We start from the raw sequence: 21,736 nt of genomic DNA, 5'->3' as shown, positions 1-21,736 counted from the left end.
AAAATAAATGTAATGAGTAAAATGAGAAAAATTTATGCTATTCTGAGTGTAGTTTTAGGTGTTACAACCGCAAATGCACAAGACATTAAAACGGTAGGTGGTTTTAGTCACCCCGAAAGTGTAGTTTCTGACGGAACTTTTTTATATGTTGCTGATATTGGTAGCGCTATGAAACCTGGCGAAAAAGATGGCGATGGAAAAATCTTAAAAGTAGATAAAGACGGTAAAATTATTGACGCTGCCTACATCAAAGAAACGTTAAGTGCACCGAAAGGATTAGCGCTTGAGGGTGGAATTCTTTTCGTGAATGACATTGATAAACTTTTGGCTTTTGATTTGAAAACAGCTAAAAAATTATATGAAATCGATTTTAGCAGTGTGACTTCTTTTTTAAATGATATCACTGTTTTTGATAAGAATACTTTGTATGTTTCTGCAACCGATAAAAACAAAATCTTTAAAGTAAACTTAACAGATAAGACTTTCTCAGAGCTTGCTGTTGATAAAGTTATTGTTGGAATGAACGGTTTGTTTTATGACAAAGTGCAATCCCGTTTGTATGTTAATGGTTTCGGAAGTGGTATCGGGTATGTGAATTTGAAAGACAATAAATTTACTACAATTACTCCGCTAGAAGGATATTATGATGGTGTTTATGCTTATGAAGATGTTCTTTACTTTACAAACTGGGTGGCTTTTGAGAAAAAAGGTATTGTGGTTGCAATTGAAGTATTGAATAACAATAAAGTAACGGTACTAAGATTGCCTGAGCCAATCAGTGGTCCGGCTGATTTTACAGTATTCAGAGATCATTTGGTAGTTCCTGGAATGTTAGATGGTACATTGAATTTTATTTCAATCAAGAAAGAATTACTATATATCCACTAAAAGAATTAGGGGAGTTGTGACACTATTTGAAATAGTTTTGCAACAACAATTGAGCAGCTGCAAAGGGCGATATTTCGCTATTTTGCACTGCTTTTTTGTTTTCTTCCAATAGCTGAATGATTTCGGGATTGTTGTAGAAATTATTTTTCAACTGATCGTTGATAGTTTCTAATAACCAGTATTGATTTTGCTCTTTTCTCTTTTGCTCAAAATAATGATTCTCCGTGGTTAAATCGAAATAAGAAGTAATGGTGTTCCATACATCATCAATGCCTTCTTTTTGAATAGCGCTACAGGTTATTACTTTCGGTGACCAGCCTGAACTTTTCATTGGAAACAAATGCAATGCTCTATTGAATTCGGTTTTAGCTAATCTAGCACGATTAACATTGTCGCCATCCGCTTTGTTAATGACAATCAAATCGGCCATTTCCATTATACCGCGCTTAATGCCTTGTAATTCGTCACCGGCACCTGCTAAATTCAACAGTAAAAAGAAATCAACCATACTGTGCACTGCCGTTTCGCTTTGACCAACTCCAACAGTTTCGATCAAAATAGTATCAAATCCACAGGCCTCGCACAACATAATGCTCTCTCTGGTTTTTCGAGCAACTCCTCCTAAACTTTCTCCAGAGGCACTCGGTCGGATATAAGCATTTTCGTCTTTAACCAATTCTTCCATTCGCGTTTTATCTCCCAAAATACTCCCATGCGAAATGGAACTACTCGGATCTACTGCCAAAACAGCGACTTTTTTACCCAATGAGGTCAAATACTTTCCAAAAGCCTCGATAAATGTACTTTTTCCAACGCCGGGAACACCTGTGATGCCTATTCGTACTGATCGGTTGGCATAAGGCAAACAGCCTTGAATTACTGCATTTGCCTTTTCTAAATGGGTGGAACTGGTGCTTTCTACTAAAGTAATGGCCCGACTTAAAGCGGTTTTATTGCCTTTAAGGATTTCGGAAATCAACTCTTCAGCCGAAGGTTGAGCTCGCCTGAATTGTTGAATTTGCTTGACAGAATTAGCACTAATGATCTCTGGCGGTTCTATTCCGTCGTTTTCTGTCAATGCCGATTTCTTAGGTGAAGTATTCAAAATAAAAGCTTTCGGTAAAAATAGTAAATACATTGCAAATAGATTGAAAATAGTAGTAATTTTGATTTGTAATACCTTCTTATGGATAACATTCTTCTGGTTTTTGTTTGCATGATTCTTGGCTTTCTTCTCAAACGAACGAAGGCTTTTCCCGATGCTAGTCACAAAACGCTCAATCAGTTTGTAATCTATATCTCGCTTCCGGCGATTGCATTGTATTACATCCCAAAACTGGAAATTAGCTCTAAATTACTCTTCCCTCTCGGAATTGCATGGGTGGGATTTGCCTTGTCCTTTGTTTTTTTTAGTGCTTTTGCGAAATTATTCAACTGGTCTAAAAAACTAACGGGATGCCTCATTATTACAGCTGGATTAGGAAATACGTCTTTTGTCGGATTTCCTTTAGTCGAAGCAGTCTATGGCAAAGAAGGATTGGAAACAGCGGTTATCGTCGATCAACCGGGATCATTCGTTGTGGTGTCTACATTGGCAATTTTGGTGGCTACACTGTTCTCCAGAGGTACTACAAATTCTAGTGAAATTATCAAAAAGATACTTTTCTTTCCGCCTTTCATCGCTTTTTCAATGGCTTTAGTACTTAATATAATTCAACTCGATTTTCCTGCCATCTTGCAATCTGTTTTTCAGCGCTTAGGAAGCACAGTAACACCTATTGCTCTCGTATCGGTGGGGATGCAATTGGAATTCGATAGCAAAAGCAAACATTGGAAGTTCCTCTCACTGGGTTTGCTGTTTAAATTGTTTCTCACTCCGGCCTTCTTTTATCTTTTATACGTTCTGCTACTCAACGGAAAAGGGTTGGAAGTGCAAGTGTCTATTTTTGAAGCGGCTATGGCACCCATGATTACCGGTACCATTGTAGCAACTACTTACGGACTCAAACCGAAACTGAGCTCCATGATGATCGGTTTCGGAATCCCGCTATCGTTTCTAACGCTCCTTTTCTGGTATTCTATTTTGAAGTGGGTTTAAGTGGAGCTTTTCCTGCTGTACACTATATCTTTTTTTGCCATTTGTTAAAGCAAAAAAAGGATGCCGTTTCCATCAGGGCTATGGCCTGGTAAATTTTAGCCAAAAGCCTTGCAATCCGGAGCTTAAGTTTATAAATTTGTTTAGAAATCAATCACTGAAATTACAATGACAATTACTCCCGAAATAATTCATAAACTACAAAATATCGTAGGTGAAGCTTATGTATTCACCGATGAAGAAACCCGCAACCATTACGGCCATGATGAAACTGAAGATTACGTTTTTCCTCCGAATGTGGTGGTAAAACCGGGCAGTGCTCAAGAAGTGGCTGCTATTATGAAGTTGGCCAACGAACATTACACGGCTGTTGTTCCCATTGGCGGAAGAACGGGTTTGAGTGGTGGCGCTTTGTGTATTTTGAAGGGTATCGGTTTGTCAACGGAAAGACTGAATACAATCATCGAAATCGACGAGAAAAACGGTCAAGTAATCACTGAACCGGGTGTAATCACTCAAGTACTTCGCGATGCAGTGGCCGAAAAAGGATTATTCTATCCTGTCGATCCTAGTAGTATGGGAAGTTGTTTTATCGGTGGTAATATCGCCGAAAATGCCGGTGGAGCTCGTGCCGTGAAATACGGTGTAACCAAAGATTATGTGTTGAATCTGGAAGTGGTTTTGCCTAACGGGGAAATCATCTGGACGGGCGCCAATACACTCAAAAACTCTACCGGATACAATTTGACACAATTAATGGTGGGTAGCGAAGGAACTTTGGGAGTCGTAACGAAAGCAGTCTTGAAATTATGGCCTAAAAATGCACATAATGTTCTAATGTTGGTGCCGTTTTATAAGGCAGAACAAGCTTGCGAAGCGGTTTCAGCGATTTTCAGAGCGGGAATTGTTCCAAGTGCTTTAGAGTTTATGGAACGCGATGCTATTGATTGGGCAGTACAACACATCGAAGGTATGAGTGTCGAGATTAAACCGGAGCACCAAGCACATCTTTTAATCGAAGTCGATGGTAATTACCCAGATATCTTAATGCTGGAAGCGGAAAAGATTATGACGGTAGTGGAACAATTCGAAATCGATGAGGTATTGTTTGCCGACACCGAAGATCAGAAAAATGCGCTATGGAAAATGCGCCGCGGTATTGCAGAAGCTGTAAAATCAAACTCAATATATAAAGAAGAAGATACTGTTGTTCCTCGTTACGAATTGCCTACTTTGTTGAAAGGGATCAAAACTATCGGAAATAAATACGGTTTCCAATCGGTTTGCTACGGTCATGCCGGTGACGGAAACTTACACGTGAACATCATCAAAGGCAATATGTCGGATGAAAACTGGAAAACGGAAGTGCCTAAAGGTATTCGTGAAATTTTTGACTTGACGGTTGCTTTGAAAGGAACACTTTCCGGTGAACACGGTATCGGCTACGTTCAGAAAAACTTTATGGATATCGCCTTCTCAAAAAGTCATCTGGAAATCATGGAGCAAATCAAATACATTTTCGACCCGAATAACATCATGAATCCAGGCAAAATCCTTCCGGACAGAAACTAATTCGTAAAGACAATCAATCGGTTATCAATCAACACATCCGAAAATCCAAAGGTTTTGGCAATCCATTCCATGGTTTCTTTCTGGTATAGGAATACATGCGTATGATCGTTTTTGTAATACCAGGAAGCAAAATCCAAAACTGGTGTGTACAAATGGGTCATGATGTATAATTTGCCTCCCGAAAGCAATAACTTTCGAAGCATTTCAAACTCTTTTGCCGGATGATGGAAATGTTCCACTACTTCGCAACATGCGATATAATCGTATTGTTTTTTTAGTAGTTCGGGATAATCGTGAAAATAAGGATCGTATTGGACAATCTGATAATTATTATCGGTTAAAACCTTGGCAATAGCCGATCCAGTTCCAGCTCCAAAATCCAATCCGGAATGCTGTGGCGTAAAATCATTTAAAATACTCCGGGTAATTGGGGAAACGAAGTTTTGATAGCCAATGTCTTCCACATCATTGTTATGAAAACGATAATGCTTCTCCTCACTTTCAAAATCCATGTACTGACTCGGATTTAAGAAAATCGCCTTGCAATTGGTGCATTCATAGTACATTCTCGTTTTGAATTTACAAAACGATGTACTGGCGTGATGACATAGTGGACAGGGTAAACTCATTTTAATCTGCAATAAATTGTAAAATCCAATCTAACATTTCTTTCTTTTGTTCCTTTGAACCATTGTCACACATCACATTGTGAATGGTATTGGCTAAAGGTATGATTTTAATTCCGAATGTTTTCTGTTCTTCAATTGTTGGAAGCACACCTTCATCAGCCGGTTGGTCACTGGAACGTAAAGAATAGATTTTGGGTTGTTGTACTCTCGGAAAAGCAACTCTTCTCTGATCAAGGGTAATTAATTTATCAACTAATTCAGGATGTTGTACGGCAAAAGTCACCGAAATATCACCACCCATGGAATGACCAATCAGAATGTTTTTATTGAAATTAACTTCCGGGTAACGCTTTTTAAAATCATTGATTACATAAAGGATATTGTCTGAACCTCTTTCCCAAAATGGTTTTCTGACTACCTTGATTTCTCCTGTTGTAGGCATTAATTCGTCTGTGGGTAATTCGTGTTGAATACTGACCACAAAATAGCCTTTCAAAGCCAACGCTTTACCAATAAATGAATAGCCTTTGTTTGCTCCCAATTGGTTCTGACTGTAACCGTGACTGATAATTACCAAAGGGGCGTTTTTAATCTGTTTTGGTAAATATAGCGTTACCGGAATTTCTCTGTTTCTTTTTTTGTCAAATAATGTAATATCTTTCTCTTTGATTGGTTTTTCTCGAAGAGAAAGGGTAGTTCCTGAAAAATTCAAAATAAAGACAAGGAGTAATAGGACTGTGTTTTTCATATCCAAAGATAAAAAATCCCCAATGACATTGCTGTAATTAAGGATTGTTATTTTAACGGATTGATTGTTCGATCTGGGAAAAGGTAATAGACGTACTCTAAATAAGGTGTGTTTTTTTTAGTAGTTCGAATTATGGATTTTTCGGGTAATGAAAGACGCCAATACCAAACCCATCATCAATCCGGCAATTCCTGTAGCAATTAAATGCCCGTACTGCCTGAATGGAAGACCAAAGGCCAAACGAAGTGTAATAATCAATACCGCTACAATCGAAACAATACCCCAATAAGTAGAGTTGTTGCCTTTCTTTGCATTTGGTTGTAGGGGAAGTTGTAAAAAGGCATACAGGATAACAATGGCTCCAATCAATGTACTGCCATGTTGTAAAATTTTAAATAGTAATAGGTCTTTGCCTAACAAAGAGATGGATTGAGTTAGTTGTGGGATAGTCGTTGCGAAATAACCATGCTCATGGGTAAAACCATCCCAAAGTATATGGGAAGCGGCTCCAATGAGTAATGAAGTACATACGATTAGCCATTTCCGCTTGAAATAGTTGGCCCAATCAAAACCTATGTATACAGTGAGTCGGCATTGAATACTTTTTGGCAAATGGACAAACAAAGTGTCACGTACCAGTAAATGGAACACAAAGGCGATAACAATGCCCAAAGGCAAATCAAACCATAATAATCCGTCAAGACTGTGGCTGTAAAGACTCTGGATTTTCATGCGTAAGAAATACTCAAAATCGGGAGTCATACTGCCAATAATCAAACCGGTCATCGAAAACCAACGCTTCGGAAAATAGGCTAGTGGTAACACTAAAGCGGGATGGGAAAAGGTAAAAGGCATGGTTGTACTTATTTCGTTGCGATGGCTTTGTTATTTCTGCTCCATTCACTCCAAGAACCCACATAGAGTTTTGGGATTTTCATTCCGGCTTGTGCTATCGCTAAAAGGGAATGACAAGCTGTTACTCCGGATCCACAATGGAAGATGATGTTTTCAGATGGGGTAGTGCCAAAGGCCTTCTGGTAGTTCTCTTTCAGTACTTCCGAAGGTAAAAACAATCCATTAGCATCCAAATTTTCAGTAAAAGGTATATTTATGGCTCCCGGAATATGCCCGGCTACTGTGTCTATAGGTTCCGTTTCACCACGGTATCTTGCCGCATCCCGAACATCAACTACGAGATGTGTTGTGTCATGAGCAGCGCGTTCTACTTCGTCCATTGTAGCTCGAGGCAATTGCCAATCGCTTATTGGATAAAGTGCCGAAGGGGTAACGGCAGGAAGTAAAGCATTGATAGGAAAATGGACTTTTTCTGCGGCTTGAAATCCACCATCTAAGACTTGTACTTTCTCATGGCCAACGGCTTTCAGCATCCACCAGAAACGCGCAGCTGCATTGGAACCGTTTTTATCATCGTATACCACAACATGACTCTTTGGTGTAATACCCAACTCTGATAAGGTTTTGGCAAATGCAGTAACTGACGGTAACGGATGTCTTCCACCCTCAGCAACATTGTCTTTAATGTCGGCCAACTGGCTATTCAAATCTACAAATAAAGCACCATCCAAATGTTTTGCGTCATAATTGGATCGGGCCTCTTTTCCGTTGCTGACATCAATAAGAACCAATTCATCTAATGGATAAAGTTGCAATAATTCGCTGGCGCTGATAATAGGTGTCATGCTTTCTGTGTATCATTTGTTGTTAAATCAAATGTACAAAAAGAGGACTTCTTTTGGAAACGGTGTACTTTATTTGCTTGGGGAGTGGTTTTATTTTTACCTCGCATGGGTTTTTCTTTTGGGCAACTGGTTTTTTTCTTGCCTGGCATGGCTTTTTTTGCGTTACGAGTGGTTTTGTTTTTACCTCGCATGGGTTTTCCTTTTGGGCGACTGGTTTTTTTCTTACCTCGCATGGTTTTTTTTGCGTTGCGAATGGTTTTGTTTTTACCTCGCATGTGTTTTCCTTTTGGGCGACTGGTTTTCTTTTCAATGCGAGTGGTTTTGTCGATTTGATAGCCTATTGTAATGGATAATGAAGTGGTAGTAGTGATCTATTTTTTAATAGATCCAAGTGTTTTCAGTCTTTTTGACTTTCCATTGCTCTTGGTCTTTTTGTAAGTAAACAACATAGCCCAAACCACAGTTAGAGCCACAGAAGTAATACACTGTCACAACCCCATTTTCTCTTTTGGGATCAAAATAGATCTTTGATATCTTGAGATTTCCAATGAACTTCGGATATTTTCTACTCCAGTTTTCAAATTCATCATCTGGGCGTAGTTCAGAAAGATACTTGAATTGGAATTTTTGACTATTATAATCAGCTAATGGTATACGATATTTCTTCGTATCTATAATTTTAAAAGAAGAAGGAATGAATTCTTTGTCATCCGAATCGATGGGTTGTACCGAATCGCTAATGGCTACTACCAATCCTAGTGTGTCTTTTTGTATAGCAATGAAGTGTTTCTCGCATTCGGGATGATCCCAGCCGATAGGGTTTCCTTTTTCAAAGATAGGTTTGCCTTCTTTACAATTGAAAGTGTAAACACGTTTGTCTTTGTACGTTTGATGGACAATGTCAACAAAAACTTGATCTAAAACGTTTTGCTCAAATTGCAAATCAGTCTCTTTCTTCTCACAGCTTTGGAAAAGAAATAGTAAGACAAGAAAAAAATAGCTGTGTTGCATTGAAAAGGAGTTGATAGCTACGATTCAGCTTGTTCTTTCAATTCCTCCAATTCTTCTGGTGTCAATTCCGATTTCGATATCTCAACACTCGACATGTACTTGAAGTTGATATTAATAATGTCACTGTTGGGTATCACAAAGTATTTTGAAGGGATCTTATAAAAGCTCTTGTTGGTGTCTTTGTCGTCTTCCAAATAGCGTCTCTCTGGGAAAATCAAATGAATCGCTTCCAAATCACCTTTGTTGTCAATATAGTAATTGAAAAATTCACCGGAATACAACACACTCTTGCCATTGACTTTGCACAATACATTGATGTATTTTTCGGTAATCTCTTTGAAATCATCCGGTACATCGGGAAAGTCTAAACATTCCCCCGAAAAGATATAATGCCACTTGTTGGAAAAACGTAAAAACCGAAATCTTCGATCGAATTTAAAATACCGAACCGCTTTTCTTGCCAAATACCCCAATAGTATTGATAATAAAAAAACTATAATGTTGTAAAAAAAGATAGGGTAGAAGTACGATCGCAATTGAATAAAGCTGTCTTCTGCTTTATTGGCTGAGGTTACACCTAATAATAAATTGCCTAATTGTTTGAAGTCGATCGCATAGGTAGAAAGCAATTCGACACAAAATATAGCAACCGTATGAAACAATAACGACGGTATAATCGACCAGGTTAAATCGTTGATTAAATTTCGGTTGGGATCTCTAACGCTTAATTTGGAGGAATTATAGGAGATTCTAAATAAAAATCCGGGCGCTAATAATATGAATAGGAGTATCGAGGTAAATGCGATGTTCATATTTTATCCAAGTTCTCTAACTCTAAAATACTTTTCACCAACTTTTACGACTCTGCTTTTTCCGTCAGTAGTGTCCAGATTGCTTACAATGTGAACCAACGCACTTCTGACTTCCGCTGTTTTAGGATGTTCTTCTTTTTTATTTCTTCTGAATATGTCGAAAAAACTACTCATAATCAAACTTTTGATGCACCAAATGTACTAATTTTATTTCAAAATAAACTTTGGTTTTTACTTTTCCAAAGTTAATTTTTTGGTAATTAACAGCATCGGAAAATGAACCGATTGTATGAAATTCATTGCAATAAAAAATCCCCAATTATATGATAATCGGGGATTTTGTTTATAAGGATTTGACTCTTTTTATTCGTGAACTAGAACCCATTCGCCAGAAGCCAATAAGCTTTCCGCTTTTTTGAATTTCATTGTTTCCGTTTTACCACTCAATACATGTTTGATGGTAACATTATCATTACGATTGATTTTCGGTTGGTCGCGAACTATCGTTTCTGTAACGTGGTGGTGTTGTTGTTGGGTTTGACCCGCTTCACGTGCACGTTCTGCTTGCTCTTCCATGTTCAATACTTCGTCTTTGATTTCGTTGTATTGCTCACGACGAACTTCTTCGTGTGCTTCCTGGATTGAGTTTTGTTGTGGTAAATCCCCTTTGAATAAGAAAGAGATTACTTCTTTATTGATACCATCCAACATGTTTTTGAACAAGTTAAACGCTTCAAATTTGTAAATCAATAATGGATCTTTTTGCTCGTGAACTGCCAATTGAACCGATTGTTTCAATTCGTCCATTTTGCGTAAGTGTTTCTTCCAAGCTTCATCCACAATAGCCAAAGTGATGTTCTTTTCGAAATCAGCCACCAATTGAGCACCTTGTGTTTCGTATGCTTTCTTAAGATCAGTAACTACATTCAATGTTTTGATACCGTCAGTGAAAGGAACAATGATTCTTTCGAATTGATTTCCTGGATTTTCATAAACGTTTCTGATAATCGGGAAAGCTTCTCTTGCATCTCTTTCATTCTTCGCTTGGTAGTATTCCATCGCTGCTTTGTACGCTTTTCCTGCTACTTCGATTTCAGACAATTTGTTGAATTCTACTTCAGAAACAGGAGAAGTGATCGATAAATAACGAATCAATTCAAACTCGAAATTCTTGAAATCCTTGCTCAACTTGTTTTTCTCTGCAATGTTTTCACAAACATCATAAATCATGTTGGCAATATCCAGTTTCAAACGCTCTCCGTTCAAAGCATGACGACGACGTTTGTATACTACTTCACGTTGTGAGTTCATCACATCATCGTATTCCAATAAACGTTTACGAACACCAAAGTTGTTTTCTTCTACTTTTTTCTGCGCTCTTTCGATAGATTTTGTCATCATCGAATGTTGAATTACTTCACCTTCTTTCAAGCCCATTCTGTCCATGATTTTTGCCACACGGTCAGAACCGAACAAACGCATTAGGTTATCTTCTAAAGACACATAAAATTGTGAACTTCCAGGATCTCCTTGACGACCTGCACGACCACGTAACTGACGGTCTACACGACGTGAATCGTGACGTTCTGTACCAATAATCGCTAAACCACCTGCCGCTTTTACTTCGTCAGTCAATTTAATATCGGTACCACGACCTGCCATGTTCGTAGCAATGGTTACTACGCCTGGTTTTCCTGCTTCGGCAACAATTTGCGCTTCTTGTTTGTGCATTTTAGCATTCAATACATTGTGCTGAATACCACGCATTTTCAACATACGGCTTAATACTTCCGAAATTTCTACCGAAGTTGTTCCAATCAATACCGGGCGACCTTCAGCAACTAATTGTTGTACATCTTCCGCTACTGCGTTGAATTTCTCACGCACCGAACGGTAGATCAAATCTTCTTTGTCTTTACGTGAAATACCTCTGTTGGTAGGGATTTCAACAACGTCTAATTTATAGATTTCAAAGAACTCACCCGCTTCAGTTACTGCAGTACCTGTCATACCTCCTAATTTACTATACATACGGAAATAGTTCTGTAAAGTAATAGTCGCATACGTTTGTGTGGCATCTTTGATTTTTACATTTTCTTTGGCTTCGATTGCTTGGTGTAATCCGTCAGAGTAACGACGACCATCCATGATACGTCCTGTTTGCTCATCAACAATTAAAACCTCATTTTCCATAATAACGTATTCAGTATCTTTTTCAAATAAGGTATACGCTTTTAATAATTGGGTTAAGGTGTGGATACGCTCGCTTTTTACAGAGAAATCAGCAAATAAAGCTTCTTTTTGTTCTGCTTCTTCTTCTTTTGAAAGCTCCATTTTTTCGATACGAGCGATTTCAGTTCCGATATCCGGAAGTACGAAGAATTTATCATCGGTGTTCTTAGAAAGTTCTTTGATACCACCTTCAGTCAACTCCACTTGGTTGTTTTTCTCTTCGATAACAAAGTACAATGCCTCATCAACTTGCGGCATTTTACGGTTGTTATCCGACATGTATTCGTTTTCTGTTTTTTGAAGAATTTGTTTTACACCTTCTTCAGAAAGGAATTTAATTAAGGCTTTGTTTTTAGGTAAAGCACGGTGTGCTCTCAATAATTGGAAACCACCTTCTTTTGTGTTGCCTTCTTTGATCAAACGTTTTGCTTCTGCTAAGAATCCATTAGCCAATTGACGTTGAATGGCTACTAAGTCTTCAATTTTTGGTTTCAATTCGTTGAATTCGTGGCGGTCACCATCAGTAACTTGTCCTGAAATAATCAACGGTGTACGGGCATCATCAATCAATACTGAATCGACCTCATCGACAATTGCAAAGTTATGTTTGCGTTGCACTAATTCACTAGGCGAATGTGCCATGTTATCACGCAAATAGTCAAAACCAAATTCGTTATTTGTTCCGTAAGTAATATCCGCTTCATACGCTTTACGACGCGCATCTGTATTCGGTTGGTGATTGTCGATACAATCAATGGTTAAGCCATGGAATTCGAATAAAGGAGCTTTCCATGTACTATCACGTTTTGCAAGGTAGTCATTCACGGTTACCAAGTGAACCCCGTTTCCAGTTAATGCATTCAAATACAAAGGAAGAGTTGCAACTAAAGTTTTACCTTCACCTGTTTGCATTTCTGCAATTTTACCTTGATGTAAAACCACACCACCAATCATCTGTACATCGTAGTGGATCATATCCCAAGTGATGGCTTTTCCGGCTGCATCCCATGAGTTGGCCCAAACTGCCTGATCTCCATCAAGAGTAACATACGCTTTGGTTGCAGACAATTCTCTGTCTTTTGCTGTAGCAGTTACTATTACTTGAGCGTTTTCTTTGAAACGACGTGCCGTTTCTTTAACCACAGCAAATGCTTCAGGAAGGATTTCGTTTAATGTTTTTTCGGAGATTTCGTAAGCTTCTTTTTCCAGCTTATCAATTTCGTTATAGATATCTTCACGAGCATCAACATCACTGATGTTTTCTACTTCCGCTTTTAGAGAAGCAATTTTTAAATCTTTTTCGGCACGTGCCTGTTTGATTTTTTCTTTGAACTCTACAGTTTTTAAACGTAAATGGTCGTTAGATAATGATTGAAGAGTACCCTCAAATGATCTTATTTTATTGATAATAGGCTGAATAGCTTTGACATCGTTTTGCGATTTGTCGCCTAGGAAAACTTTTAATATACTGTTTACGAAACTCATAACGGTTTTGTTTAAATGTGTGTAAAAATAACCAAAAAAAAAGTCTCAAATGAGACTTTTTTAGTAGGTTTTATGATTAATATTCATCCTCATTCCAAAGATAATCTTCGTCTGTTGGATAATCAGGCCAAATCTCTTCCATAGACTCATAGATTTCACCTTCATCTTCAATAGATTGCAGGTTTTCTACTACTTCTAGTGGAGCACCAGTTCTAATGGCATAGTCGATCAATTCGTCTTTTGTAGCAGGCCAAGGAGCATCACTTAAATACGATGCTAATTCTAATGTCCAATACATCTTTGTAAAATTTTTAATTTATGCAAAAATAATTTTTCTACTTAAAAAATCAAGTTTTTTTTGATTTATTTTCAGTTAATTTTTAAGAACGTTTTTTCTTCAAATTCCAAAAGCAAAAAAAACAAATTCGGATGTTGTTATTTGTATTTTAAAAATTGAAACTTTACTTGCGAGGTATCCAAGGCACCTCATTAGCGTGCAAGTCAAATGACAACTTCCGTGCCAAGACAAAAAGATAGTCAGAAAGTCGGTTCAGGTACTTCAAAACAAGCTCGTCTGTAGGTTCTGATTCATGTAGATGTGTCGCCAAACGCTCGGCACGACGGCATACACAGCGCGCTATATGACAATATGACACGGTGGTGTGTCCTCCAGGTAATACAAAATGTGTCATAGGTGGAAGACTTTCTTCCATAGTGTCGATTTCGTTCTCCAAATAAGCAATGTCAGATTCTGTGATTCCTAAGTTCTGAAGGCGGGGTTGTCCGTTTTTCAGAATTTCCTTTTCAGGTGGAGTTGCCAAAACAGCACCTAATGTAAATAATCGATCTTGAATTTCAATTAATACGTCTTGATAGTGGGTATTGATTTGTTGGTCACGAATTAAACCTATATAAGAATTAAGTTCATCAACAGTGCCGTAACTTTCGATACGGATATGGTGTTTAGGGACACGGGTACCTCCAAAAAGTGCTGTGGTTCCTTTGTCACCGGTTTTTGTGTAGACTTTCATTGTTGTTTTTGAGTTACTAAGTATCTAAGTCGCTAAGGTACTAAGTTTTTGGAGTACTATGCAAACATTAAAGATAAAAGCCTACAACTCGTTTTTGAAATTATTTGTTCTTTGAATCAGTTTCTATCAAACCATCTCGAAGTCGAATGATTCGGTGTGCATGAGAAGCAATGTCTTCCTCGTGCGTAACTAAAATTACTGTATTACCATTGGCATGTATTTCTCCGAATAATCGCATGATTTCTTCCGAAGTTTTACTATCCAAATTTCCAGTAGGTTCATCCGCTAAAATAATCGATGGATGATTGACTAAAGCTCTTGCAACTGCTACACGCTGACGTTGTCCTCCAGAGAGTTGGTTCGGTTGGTGATCCATACGGTCATTGAGACCAACTTGGCTCAAAACCTCCGTAGCCCTTATTTTTCTTTCGGCTTTGGAGTAACCGGCATAAATCATAGGTAAAGCAACATTATCTAGTGCAGTAGTCCTAGGTAATAAGTTGAAGGTTTGAAAAACGAACCCAATTTCTTTGTTGCGGATTTCTGCCAAATCATCATCAATCATTTTACTTACATCTTTACCATTAAGTATATAGGTTCCAGATGTTGGGGTGTCCAAACATCCTAAAAGATTCATTAAAGTTGATTTTCCTGATCCCGAAGGTCCCATTAATGCTACATATTCACCTTTATTAATTTCAAGATTGATTCCTTTAAGAACATTGATGGTTTCGCTTCCCAACTGAAAGTCTCTTTTGATATTGGTGATTTTGATTAATGGATTAGCCATTTCCTGAAATTTTTATGATTCTAAAATTAGTATGAAAATAACCAATATTGTTACAGCAAAATAAAGAATTGTGTAACAATTCATGACAATCATGTAAAATGGTTGCAGCATTGAAGTACTATTTTTATCATTTAACTTTAAAATCGTATATCATGAAAAATAGAAATTTGTTTTTAGGTTTGGCGATGATAATTGTTTTCGGTTTTTCGTCGTGTAATGATGAAAAGGAATTAAGGGCCAAAAAAGTTGTAGAATCGTATATTACTTATGTAGATTCAGTTGAAAAGGTATCTGTTGAAGATCCTGAAGCGAATTGGGTTGAAATTGAAGCAGAATATCTCGTAAAAGTCTCCGATGTCGAAATTGTTTTAGATGAGCTAGAAGATAAGAGTCAGTTTGAAGCTAAAATTATTCGAGCTAAAGCGAAATACGAGAGTATGAAAGATCGGATGGAAATAAAAGAAGAATTGGCAATGACATCAGTAAGTCCAAAGCAAAAAATGCGAAACGCTCTTTTCGGTAAGGGAAAAATAGGCGATGATATGAAGTTCAATTGGGTGAATAAAGATAATATTCTTAGTGTGTACGAGCAGTTTGTTCGAACAGTAGAAAGCAATAAGGATAGTTATTCGCGTGAAGATTGGGATGAAATCAAGATGATGTATGAGGCATTGGATAGTCGTAAAAATACCGTAGAAAAGGAAGGTCTTTCGAGTGAAGATAATCGTAAAATTGCAGCTTTAAAATTAAAGTTTGCTCCAATGTACAGATTGAATAGAATACTCGCAAAATCTGCTGAAATGGAAAAAGCCAAAGAATAAAATCAAGCTTTGATAAAAAAAAGACAGTTTTTAATAACTGTCTTTTTTTATGTTCGAATTACAAAATGCTCCTTTTCCTGTTCGTAGCGAAAAAATACCAATCCCCATTGAAAGGTGTCAATCGTTACTTTTACTTTGGGATGTTGCTGAATTATTTTCCAAGCTTCTTCCATATCGAGCGACCAATGAATGTCGTCGAAAATCCAAACGGTTTCATTGGTAATTGTGGGTAATAAAAGTTCGAAATACTCCAGTGTAGCTTGTTTGGAATGATTGCCATCGAAATAAATACATTGGAATTGGGAATTGGAAATTGGAGAATTTCTTAAAAAAGAAGAAAATTCGGTTACTTCCGATTTGATATTGTTAAGTCCGTATTGTTCGAATTGTTTCTGGGCAACTCCCAATGTTTGTGGGCAGCCTTCGAGAGTTGTAACACTTGATTTTTTATTTCCTAACGATAGGGCAGCAGTGGCTAATCCTAATGAGGTTCCAATCTCCAAAATATTTTTGGGTTGAAAATAATCAGTAATGCGATATAATAATTTGGCTCTTTTACGAGAAATACCAGCAGTTTTTGCAATTTTGGATATCTGGCGGGTATTCGATTTGAAAACACGTGAACCTGCACCGAAATCGGTTACTTCAATCGTGTTTTTGTTTAGAAGTAACGAATTTCGATAGTTTTTCAACGTTGTGTAGTCTGGATAACTTGTTCTGTTATAAAAACATCGGGTAACTAAATCAAATACAAAAGGCGAGTGCACACCGTGTTGGTTTTTGGAGTTCCAAAGAAATTTGAAATACGATTTTAAAATCATTTTTAATCCTCTAATCTATAATCCTCAAACTCATAGGTATTTGTTAAACTTTTAAAATGCACAACCAGATTTTCTTTAATGGAATATTGATAAGATTCAATAGATTCGTTTCCTTCTTGTTGTTCGTAAAAAACATCACCTTTTGTCCACCATTTTCCTTTTTCTGTAAAAGTTTCGATTTCACATCCTTGCTTAGCTGTAAACATAATCACATATTTACCATTGCTAAATCTTTGAACTATCCAATGTTTTTCAATACCTTCTAATTGTTTCTTTTTTTCAAAACCTTTCCAAATCCCTACTAATTTTTTGTCATTTTCAGTTTTTAGGATAAATGATGAAGTAATAAATGCAAATAGTGATATTAAAAATAAGCTTCTTATTGTTTTCATAATTCTAGTTAATAATGTCAATTGTTTTAATGTTGTCAGAAGTAAATAAGAATAAAAAATGTTCTGTCATTTTAATCTTTTCTAATTCTTTTTCCTTTTGATATAAGTATTTGTTTTGTTTTTTTCTCTTTTTCTCTTCGTCAGAAATTCCACCAAGCATTTTGTTTAATTCTTCTTCAGATTCTTTTGAAGCATTTAACAATTCTTCGAATTTAGTTTTATACTCATCTGTTTCTTTAAATTTTTGGAAATGTTTTATTTTCAGCTCAATAAATTCTTTGTCAGTAAGTTTTTTTTCTTTTTGATATACGCCGTTTTTTATTTCAAATAATTTATAGTTTTCATAAATAGAGCTATAGCTCATGTGGACATATTCTTTCATTTCGCCTAATGGACAGATTAAGACTCCGTTATAAAAATTGCATTCAAAGTTGTTTTTATTGCCAAAAATTTTTTCATAAATCGATACTAATTTTTCTTTTGTGTTACCGTTTTGATCTTCAAAATATTCAGGTTGATATAAACCCTCTACAATCAGTTTATTGTTTTCAAACTTAAAATATGCAATGTAACTTCTCCATAAACTTGAGTTAAATTTCATCAGTTCCTTGGGGAAAGGTTTACTTTCAAAATAACTTTCTAACGGATTGCAATGTAATTTTAAAGTATCATTTTCAATTATTAAATAATCAGGTCTTTGAGCTGTCGCAAAAGATTGATTAACATTGAAAAAAAGGATGGACAAGATAAAAATTCTTATTAAAAACATGATTTTTAAATAATAACGTTAGCACTTTTTGAAATATTGTTTATAGTTCACTTATCCCTCCATTTTTGCAGATAATTCAAACCAACGTTCTTCTTTATCTTCCATCTTTTTGATGATGTTTTGCAATTCGTTGGCTTTCTTTTCGATATCGGCATCAGCAATTTTGCCGTCGGAAAACAATTGTTCAATTTCTTTTTTCTTGAATTCCAAATCTTTTATTTCTCTTTCTATTTTTTGAAACTCTTTCTGCTCGTTAAAAGACAAACCAGTAGTGGTAGCATTGTTTTGTTTCCAATTGACTTTTTCTTTAGCTTCTTCTTTTACCGGTTCGATACTGTCTTCATAAGCTCTGAAATCGGAATAGTTTCCTGGGAAATTTTCAACTTCACCATTGCCTCGGAATACAAATAAATTGTCTACAATTTTATCCATGAAATAACGGTCGTGAGAAACTACCAATAAACATCCTGGATAATCCAATAAGAAACTTTCCAGTACATTTAATGTTACAATGTCCAAATCGTTGGTAGGCTCATCCAGAATTAAAAAGTTCGGATTCTGAATTAGAACAGTACATAAATACAAGCGTTTTAACTCACCACCACTTAGTTTTTCAACATAATCGTATTGTTTTTTGGAATCGAAAAGGAAACGTTCCAATAATTGAGATGCTGAGATAATTCTTCCTTTGGCTAACGGAATATATTCACCATATTCTTTAATGATGTCAATTACACGTTGGCCTGGTTTTGGATTGATACCGCTTTGGGTATAGTATCCTATTTTGATGGTATCTCCTTTGATAACTTTTCCACCATCTAGAGGAATTGTTCCTGTTAGTAAATTTAAGAATGTGGATTTTCCGGTTCCGTTTTTACCTATGATTCCTACGCGTTCACCACGTTGGAAATCGAAGCTGAAATCGTGTAAAATAATTTTGTCGCCAAATTTTTTCGAAATTTTATGAAGTTCGATGATTTTGGTTCCCATGCGCTCCATGTTAATCTCTAATTCGACTACATTTTCTTTACGACGGCTTTGCGCTTTTTCTTTGATGATGTAAAAGTCATCCTGACGCGATTTGGATTTGGTAGTTCGAGCTTTTGGCTGACGACGCATCCATTCCAATTCTTTTACAAATAGGTTTTTAGCTTTGTCAATACTCGCATTTTCTGAAGCAATCCGTTCTTCCTTTTTTTCTAAATAATAGGAGTAATTGCCTTTGTATTGGTATAGTTTACCATTTTCTAATTCGATGATTTCATTACATACACGTTCCAAAAAGAAACGGTCGTGTGTCACCATAAATAAGGTAATGTTTTCTTTTGCGAAGTAACTTTCCAGCCATTCAATCATTTCTAAATCCAAATGGTTGGTTGGCTCGTCCAAAATCAATAAATCGGGACGATTGATCAAGATAATTGCTAAGGATAAACGCTTCTTTTGACCTCCGGAAAGGTTTTTGACTTTCAATTTGAAATCTTCCAATTTCAGTTTGAATAAAATCTGTTTGAATTGCGTTTCAAAATCCCAGGCATTGTGGCGGTCCATGTCATCAAACGCTTTTTGGTACGCTTCTTCATCTTCCGGATTTTCCAATGCTTTTTCATAGCGTTCAATAACCTTCAACGTCTCATTGTCCGATGCGAAAATGCTTTGCTCAATGGTTAATTCGTCTTGTAAATTATGATCTTGAGAAAGAAAAGCCATTTTGATATCCTTGCGGACTACAACTTGTCCGGTATCAGGCTCGTCTTCACCATTAAGGATTTTCATGATGCAGGTTTTTCCAGAACCGTTTTTGGCAATAAAGGCGATTTTTTGGTCCTTGTTGATTCCAAATGAAATGTTTTCAAACAAGGTGCGTTCACCAAATGACTTCGATATATTTTCGACGGATAAGTAATTCACAGTGGTTATTTTTTTTGCAAAAGTAATCTTTTGTATTGAGTTAATCGAAAGGAAATAAAAAAGCTGCCTAGAAAGACAGCTTTGGAGTTATTTAATCACATCAACTTCGATATGACTATCGTTAAATACTTTAATGAAGGTTTTGGTGTAATCTTCTTTTTCAGCTAAGTAAGGGTTTTCCAAGAATTTTTGTGGATTAATAGCCATTAATGGATACCAAGTACTTTGGATTTGAATCTGAATTTTATGTCCTTTTTTAAATGTGTGTAGTACATCTTGCAGTCTGAAAGTGACCTCAGTTATTTGATTGGGAGTTAGTGCTTCTGGTTTTTCAAAACTGTTTCTGAATCGGGCTGGCATAATTTCACTTCTCACCATTTGATGATAATTGGCGTATAAAATATTGGGTTTGTCTGCATTTTGTGGTTCGTCTAACGGATACACGTCAATTAACTTAACAATAAAATCTGCGTCAGTTCCGGTAGTTGAAATAGTTAGTTTTGCCATGATTTCTCCACCTAGTGTAATGTCTTCGGTTAAATAATCGGTAGTAAATGTGATAACATCCGGTCGGCTAGTCGCAAAACGTTGGTCTTCGCTCATGTAATTTCTTGGAGTAAATCCGTTGTATTCTACGTAATTGATACTACTGGGTACCGGTTTGTTAGGATCACTAAAATAGTCAATACTGTTTCTCGTTTCCGGTTTTGAATTGGTTAGATTTCCATTGTGCGCTAAATAAAATTGAAGCTTCACAGCATTTTTTGGAGGCCAACTTGAAAATTCATTCCAATGTTTTTTTCCAGTGTCAAACATATACGCTTCTGGTAATGCAGCAGCTTCTTTCGAATTTCCTTTCAGATAATGGTAGAAGAATTTCCGTTCAATGTTTTTTTGAAAAAATGTTGAAATACTATCTCCGAAATAAATGTCATTATGATAGTGTTTGCCTTTTTCAACAGCCCAAGCTCCATGAGAAAATGGTCCCATGACAATTGTGTTTTTAGCTTTTGGGTTGTTTCTTTCAATGGTTTTGTAAATGTTTAGTGGGCCTGATAAATCCTCGGCGTCAAACCATCCTCCAACGGTTAGAACGGCGTGATTGATATTTTTTAAGTGTGGTAAAAGGCTTCTTTTTTGCCAAAATGAATCATAGTTGGGATGATTGATATTTTCTTGCATAAAGAAATTGTCCTTGTAGTATTTGTCAGCAGCTTCTTTTAAAGTGCCTAAATTGTTATACAATACGGAACCGTCTTTAGATGGGGATTTAAACATTTGATTTTGATACCAATGCTTGTCTGTAAGTTCGTTTTTTTGAACACCAAAAACAGGGAATGTTCTGAAATAGCCCATTACAAAAGCACCATTATGATGAAAATCATCAAAAAAGAAATCGGAAACAGGAGCTTGTGGAGAAGAAGCAACTAAAGCTGGATGATTTGCTAATGTGCCTACGGCAGAATAAAATCCCGGGTAAGAAATTCCGTATTGTCCTACTTTTCCATTGTTGTTGGCGATGTTTTTAATCAGCCAATCCACCGTGTCATACGTGTCAGTGCTTTCATCTACATCTTTTTTTGTTTTATGATCCACTTGGGGAGTCATGTTGGTAAAAGTTCCTTCGCTCATATATCTTCCTCGGACGTCTTGAAAAACAAAAATGTATTTGTCTTGTTCTAAAAACTTGTTGAGAGCTAGTACTTCGCTGTATTTTTTCTCACCGTAAGGTTCGACACTGTAGCATGTACGTTCCATTAAAAATGGATATTTATTCGTTTTTGAAATGTCCTTAGGTATATAAATGCTGGTAAATAATTTTATACCGTCACGCATCGGGATATAGACTTCTTTTTTATCGTATTCTTTTTCAATCTGGTTTTGGGAAAAACTACTCAATGTGAATAAAAGCAGTAAAAATTGGGCGATGAATTTCATGGTTGTGTTTTTTTTGCCGAATTTATCAATAATATGTAGAAAGAAGATTTAATCGAATGTTAATTTCTGAAATTTCTTATTAATACCTATT

At 36.5% G+C, this 21,736-nt stretch carries 22 protein-coding genes; 4 read left to right on the top strand and 18 right to left on the bottom strand.

Features of this window, described 5'->3' with window-relative positions:
- The first annotated feature begins 12 nt into the window (after positions 1 to 12).
- On the top strand, positions 13 to 888 hold the full coding sequence (locus tag ACFO7M_RS08910) for a hypothetical protein (RefSeq protein WP_379735208.1): 876 nt from the start codon (positions 13 to 15) through the stop codon (positions 886 to 888).
- Positions 889 to 910: 22 nt separating this feature from the next.
- On the opposite strand, the gene meaB is transcribed toward ACFO7M_RS08910, so the two are convergent.
- Positions 911 to 2,026, bottom strand: a complete 1,116-nt coding sequence (gene meaB / locus ACFO7M_RS08905; protein ID WP_379714289.1) for a methylmalonyl Co-A mutase-associated GTPase MeaB — start codon at positions 2,024 to 2,026, stop codon at positions 911 to 913.
- 48 nt (positions 2,027 to 2,074) lie between these two features.
- Here meaB and ACFO7M_RS08900 point away from each other — a divergent pair, with 48 nt between their 5' ends.
- On the top strand, positions 2,075 to 2,986 hold the full coding sequence (locus ACFO7M_RS08900; RefSeq protein WP_379714286.1) for an AEC family transporter: 912 nt from the start codon (positions 2,075 to 2,077) through the stop codon (positions 2,984 to 2,986).
- 165 nt (positions 2,987 to 3,151) lie between these two features.
- Positions 3,152 to 4,555, top strand: a complete 1,404-nt coding sequence (locus ACFO7M_RS08895; RefSeq protein ID WP_379735206.1) for an FAD-binding oxidoreductase — start codon at positions 3,152 to 3,154, stop codon at positions 4,553 to 4,555.
- Here ACFO7M_RS08895 and ACFO7M_RS08890 read toward each other — a convergent pair.
- From ACFO7M_RS08890 to ACFO7M_RS08835, 12 genes are all read right to left on the bottom strand, one after another.
- On the bottom strand, positions 4,552 to 5,121 hold the full coding sequence (locus ACFO7M_RS08890) for a class I SAM-dependent methyltransferase (protein ID WP_379735204.1): 570 nt from the start codon (positions 5,119 to 5,121) through the stop codon (positions 4,552 to 4,554). The two genes, ACFO7M_RS08895 and ACFO7M_RS08890, sit on opposite strands and share 4 nt — an antisense overlap.
- 64 nt (positions 5,122 to 5,185) lie before the next feature.
- Complete coding sequence (locus ACFO7M_RS08885; RefSeq protein ID WP_379735202.1) at positions 5,186 to 5,932, bottom strand: alpha/beta fold hydrolase; 747 nt, start codon at positions 5,930 to 5,932, stop codon at positions 5,186 to 5,188.
- Between the two features lie 117 nt (positions 5,933 to 6,049).
- Entirely contained in the window at positions 6,050 to 6,787 is a 738-nt protein-coding gene (locus ACFO7M_RS08880; protein WP_379735200.1) for a DUF4184 family protein, read from the bottom strand.
- A gap of 8 nt (positions 6,788 to 6,795) precedes the next feature.
- Complete coding sequence (locus tag ACFO7M_RS08875; RefSeq protein ID WP_379735198.1) at positions 6,796 to 7,632, bottom strand: sulfurtransferase; 837 nt, start codon at positions 7,630 to 7,632, stop codon at positions 6,796 to 6,798.
- A complete protein-coding gene (locus ACFO7M_RS08870; protein WP_379735196.1) occupies positions 7,629 to 7,907 on the bottom strand; it encodes a hypothetical protein in 279 nt (92 codons plus the stop codon). The genes ACFO7M_RS08875 and ACFO7M_RS08870 overlap by 4 nt, the downstream gene beginning before the upstream one ends.
- Before the next feature lie 103 nt (positions 7,908 to 8,010).
- Entirely contained in the window at positions 8,011 to 8,643 is a 633-nt protein-coding gene (locus ACFO7M_RS08865; protein WP_379735194.1) for a hypothetical protein, read from the bottom strand.
- 17 nt (positions 8,644 to 8,660) lie between these two features.
- Positions 8,661 to 9,455 (bottom strand): hypothetical protein, encoded by a 795-nt coding sequence (locus ACFO7M_RS08860; protein WP_379735192.1) that lies wholly within the window; start codon positions 9,453 to 9,455, stop codon positions 8,661 to 8,663.
- A 3-nt stretch (positions 9,456 to 9,458) separates the two neighbouring features.
- Complete coding sequence (locus ACFO7M_RS08855; RefSeq protein ID WP_379714262.1) at positions 9,459 to 9,629, bottom strand: hypothetical protein; 171 nt, start codon at positions 9,627 to 9,629, stop codon at positions 9,459 to 9,461.
- A gap of 189 nt (positions 9,630 to 9,818) precedes the next feature.
- A complete protein-coding gene (secA, locus tag ACFO7M_RS08850) occupies positions 9,819 to 13,172 on the bottom strand; it encodes a preprotein translocase subunit SecA (RefSeq protein WP_379735190.1) in 3,354 nt (1,117 codons plus the stop codon).
- 76 nt (positions 13,173 to 13,248) lie between these two features.
- Positions 13,249 to 13,470, bottom strand: a complete 222-nt coding sequence (locus ACFO7M_RS08845) for a DUF2795 domain-containing protein (protein WP_002986941.1) — start codon at positions 13,468 to 13,470, stop codon at positions 13,249 to 13,251.
- Between the two features lie 163 nt (positions 13,471 to 13,633).
- On the bottom strand, positions 13,634 to 14,203 hold the full coding sequence (locus tag ACFO7M_RS08840; RefSeq protein WP_379714256.1) for a cob(I)yrinic acid a,c-diamide adenosyltransferase: 570 nt from the start codon (positions 14,201 to 14,203) through the stop codon (positions 13,634 to 13,636).
- Positions 14,204 to 14,303: 100 nt separating this feature from the next.
- Positions 14,304 to 14,993 (bottom strand): ABC transporter ATP-binding protein, encoded by a 690-nt coding sequence (locus ACFO7M_RS08835; RefSeq protein ID WP_379735188.1) that lies wholly within the window; start codon positions 14,991 to 14,993, stop codon positions 14,304 to 14,306.
- A 152-nt stretch (positions 14,994 to 15,145) separates the two neighbouring features.
- Between ACFO7M_RS08835 and ACFO7M_RS08830 the strand changes: the two genes are divergently transcribed.
- Positions 15,146 to 15,814, top strand: coding sequence for a DUF6565 domain-containing protein (locus tag ACFO7M_RS08830; protein WP_379735187.1), 669 nt, complete (start codon positions 15,146 to 15,148; stop codon positions 15,812 to 15,814).
- A 47-nt stretch (positions 15,815 to 15,861) separates the two neighbouring features.
- Here ACFO7M_RS08830 and ACFO7M_RS08825 read toward each other — a convergent pair whose 3' ends face one another.
- The 5 genes from ACFO7M_RS08825 to ACFO7M_RS08805 form a co-directional block, all read right to left on the bottom strand.
- On the bottom strand, positions 15,862 to 16,635 hold the full coding sequence (locus ACFO7M_RS08825; RefSeq protein WP_379735185.1) for an O-methyltransferase: 774 nt from the start codon (positions 16,633 to 16,635) through the stop codon (positions 15,862 to 15,864).
- A 2-nt stretch (positions 16,636 to 16,637) separates the two neighbouring features.
- Positions 16,638 to 17,027: a hypothetical protein gene (locus ACFO7M_RS08820; protein WP_379735184.1), complete on the bottom strand. Its 390-nt coding sequence runs from the start codon at positions 17,025 to 17,027 to the stop codon at positions 16,638 to 16,640.
- Positions 17,028 to 17,031: 4 nt separating this feature from the next.
- Positions 17,032 to 17,796, bottom strand: coding sequence for a hypothetical protein (locus tag ACFO7M_RS08815; RefSeq protein WP_379714242.1), 765 nt, complete (start codon positions 17,794 to 17,796; stop codon positions 17,032 to 17,034).
- A 51-nt stretch (positions 17,797 to 17,847) separates the two neighbouring features.
- The gene (locus ACFO7M_RS08810; RefSeq protein WP_379735182.1) at positions 17,848 to 19,707 is read right to left on the bottom strand and encodes an ABC-F family ATP-binding cassette domain-containing protein; all 1,860 of its coding nucleotides are present in this window, start codon (positions 19,705 to 19,707) and stop codon (positions 17,848 to 17,850) included.
- Positions 19,708 to 19,794: 87 nt separating this feature from the next.
- Positions 19,795 to 21,645 carry a CocE/NonD family hydrolase gene (locus ACFO7M_RS08805; RefSeq protein WP_379735180.1) on the bottom strand — a complete coding sequence of 617 codons (1,851 nt, stop codon included), beginning with the start codon at positions 21,643 to 21,645 and terminating at the stop codon, positions 19,795 to 19,797.
- Between the last annotated feature and the right edge of the window lie 91 nt (positions 21,646 to 21,736).

The organism is Flavobacterium sp. GCM10023249 (assembly GCF_042653365.1).
Classification (GTDB): Bacteria; Bacteroidota; Bacteroidia; order Flavobacteriales; family Flavobacteriaceae; genus Flavobacterium.
The sequence above is the reverse complement of the archived record's forward strand: the minus strand, read 5'-3'. Positions and strand labels throughout refer to the sequence as shown.

Coding starts and splice junctions, on each gene's coding strand:
- ACFO7M_RS08910 (WP_379735208.1), top strand. CDS start 13: ATGAGTAAAATGAGAAAAATTTATGCTATTCTGAGTGTAGTTTTAGGT.
- meaB (WP_379714289.1), bottom strand. CDS start 2,026: ATGTATTTACTATTTTTACCGAAAGCTTTTATTTTGAATACTTCACCT.
- ACFO7M_RS08900 (WP_379714286.1), top strand. CDS start 2,075: ATGGATAACATTCTTCTGGTTTTTGTTTGCATGATTCTTGGCTTTCTT.
- ACFO7M_RS08895 (WP_379735206.1), top strand. CDS start 3,152: ATGACAATTACTCCCGAAATAATTCATAAACTACAAAATATCGTAGGT.
- ACFO7M_RS08890 (WP_379735204.1), bottom strand. CDS start 5,121: ATGTACTATGAATGCACCAATTGCAAGGCGATTTTCTTAAATCCGAGT.
- ACFO7M_RS08885 (WP_379735202.1), bottom strand. CDS start 5,932: ATGAAAAACACAGTCCTATTACTCCTTGTCTTTATTTTGAATTTTTCA.
- ACFO7M_RS08880 (WP_379735200.1), bottom strand. CDS start 6,787: ATGCCTTTTACCTTTTCCCATCCCGCTTTAGTGTTACCACTAGCCTAT.
- ACFO7M_RS08875 (WP_379735198.1), bottom strand. CDS start 7,632: ATGACACCTATTATCAGCGCCAGCGAATTATTGCAACTTTATCCATTA.
- ACFO7M_RS08870 (WP_379735196.1), bottom strand. CDS start 7,907: ATGCGAGGTAAAAACAAAACCATTCGCAACGCAAAAAAAACCATGCGA.
- ACFO7M_RS08865 (WP_379735194.1), bottom strand. CDS start 8,643: ATGCAACACAGCTATTTTTTTCTTGTCTTACTATTTCTTTTCCAAAGC.
- ACFO7M_RS08860 (WP_379735192.1), bottom strand. CDS start 9,455: ATGAACATCGCATTTACCTCGATACTCCTATTCATATTATTAGCGCCC.
- ACFO7M_RS08855 (WP_379714262.1), bottom strand. CDS start 9,629: ATGAGTAGTTTTTTCGACATATTCAGAAGAAATAAAAAAGAAGAACAT.
- secA (WP_379735190.1), bottom strand. CDS start 13,172: ATGAGTTTCGTAAACAGTATATTAAAAGTTTTCCTAGGCGACAAATCG.
- ACFO7M_RS08845 (WP_002986941.1), bottom strand. CDS start 13,470: ATGTATTGGACATTAGAATTAGCATCGTATTTAAGTGATGCTCCTTGG.
- ACFO7M_RS08840 (WP_379714256.1), bottom strand. CDS start 14,203: ATGAAAGTCTACACAAAAACCGGTGACAAAGGAACCACAGCACTTTTT.
- ACFO7M_RS08835 (WP_379735188.1), bottom strand. CDS start 14,993: ATGGCTAATCCATTAATCAAAATCACCAATATCAAAAGAGACTTTCAG.
- ACFO7M_RS08830 (WP_379735187.1), top strand. CDS start 15,146: ATGAAAAATAGAAATTTGTTTTTAGGTTTGGCGATGATAATTGTTTTC.
- ACFO7M_RS08825 (WP_379735185.1), bottom strand. CDS start 16,635: ATGATTTTAAAATCGTATTTCAAATTTCTTTGGAACTCCAAAAACCAA.
- ACFO7M_RS08820 (WP_379735184.1), bottom strand. CDS start 17,027: ATGAAAACAATAAGAAGCTTATTTTTAATATCACTATTTGCATTTATT.
- ACFO7M_RS08815 (WP_379714242.1), bottom strand. CDS start 17,796: ATGTTTTTAATAAGAATTTTTATCTTGTCCATCCTTTTTTTCAATGTT.
- ACFO7M_RS08805 (WP_379735180.1), bottom strand. CDS start 21,645: ATGAAATTCATCGCCCAATTTTTACTGCTTTTATTCACATTGAGTAGT.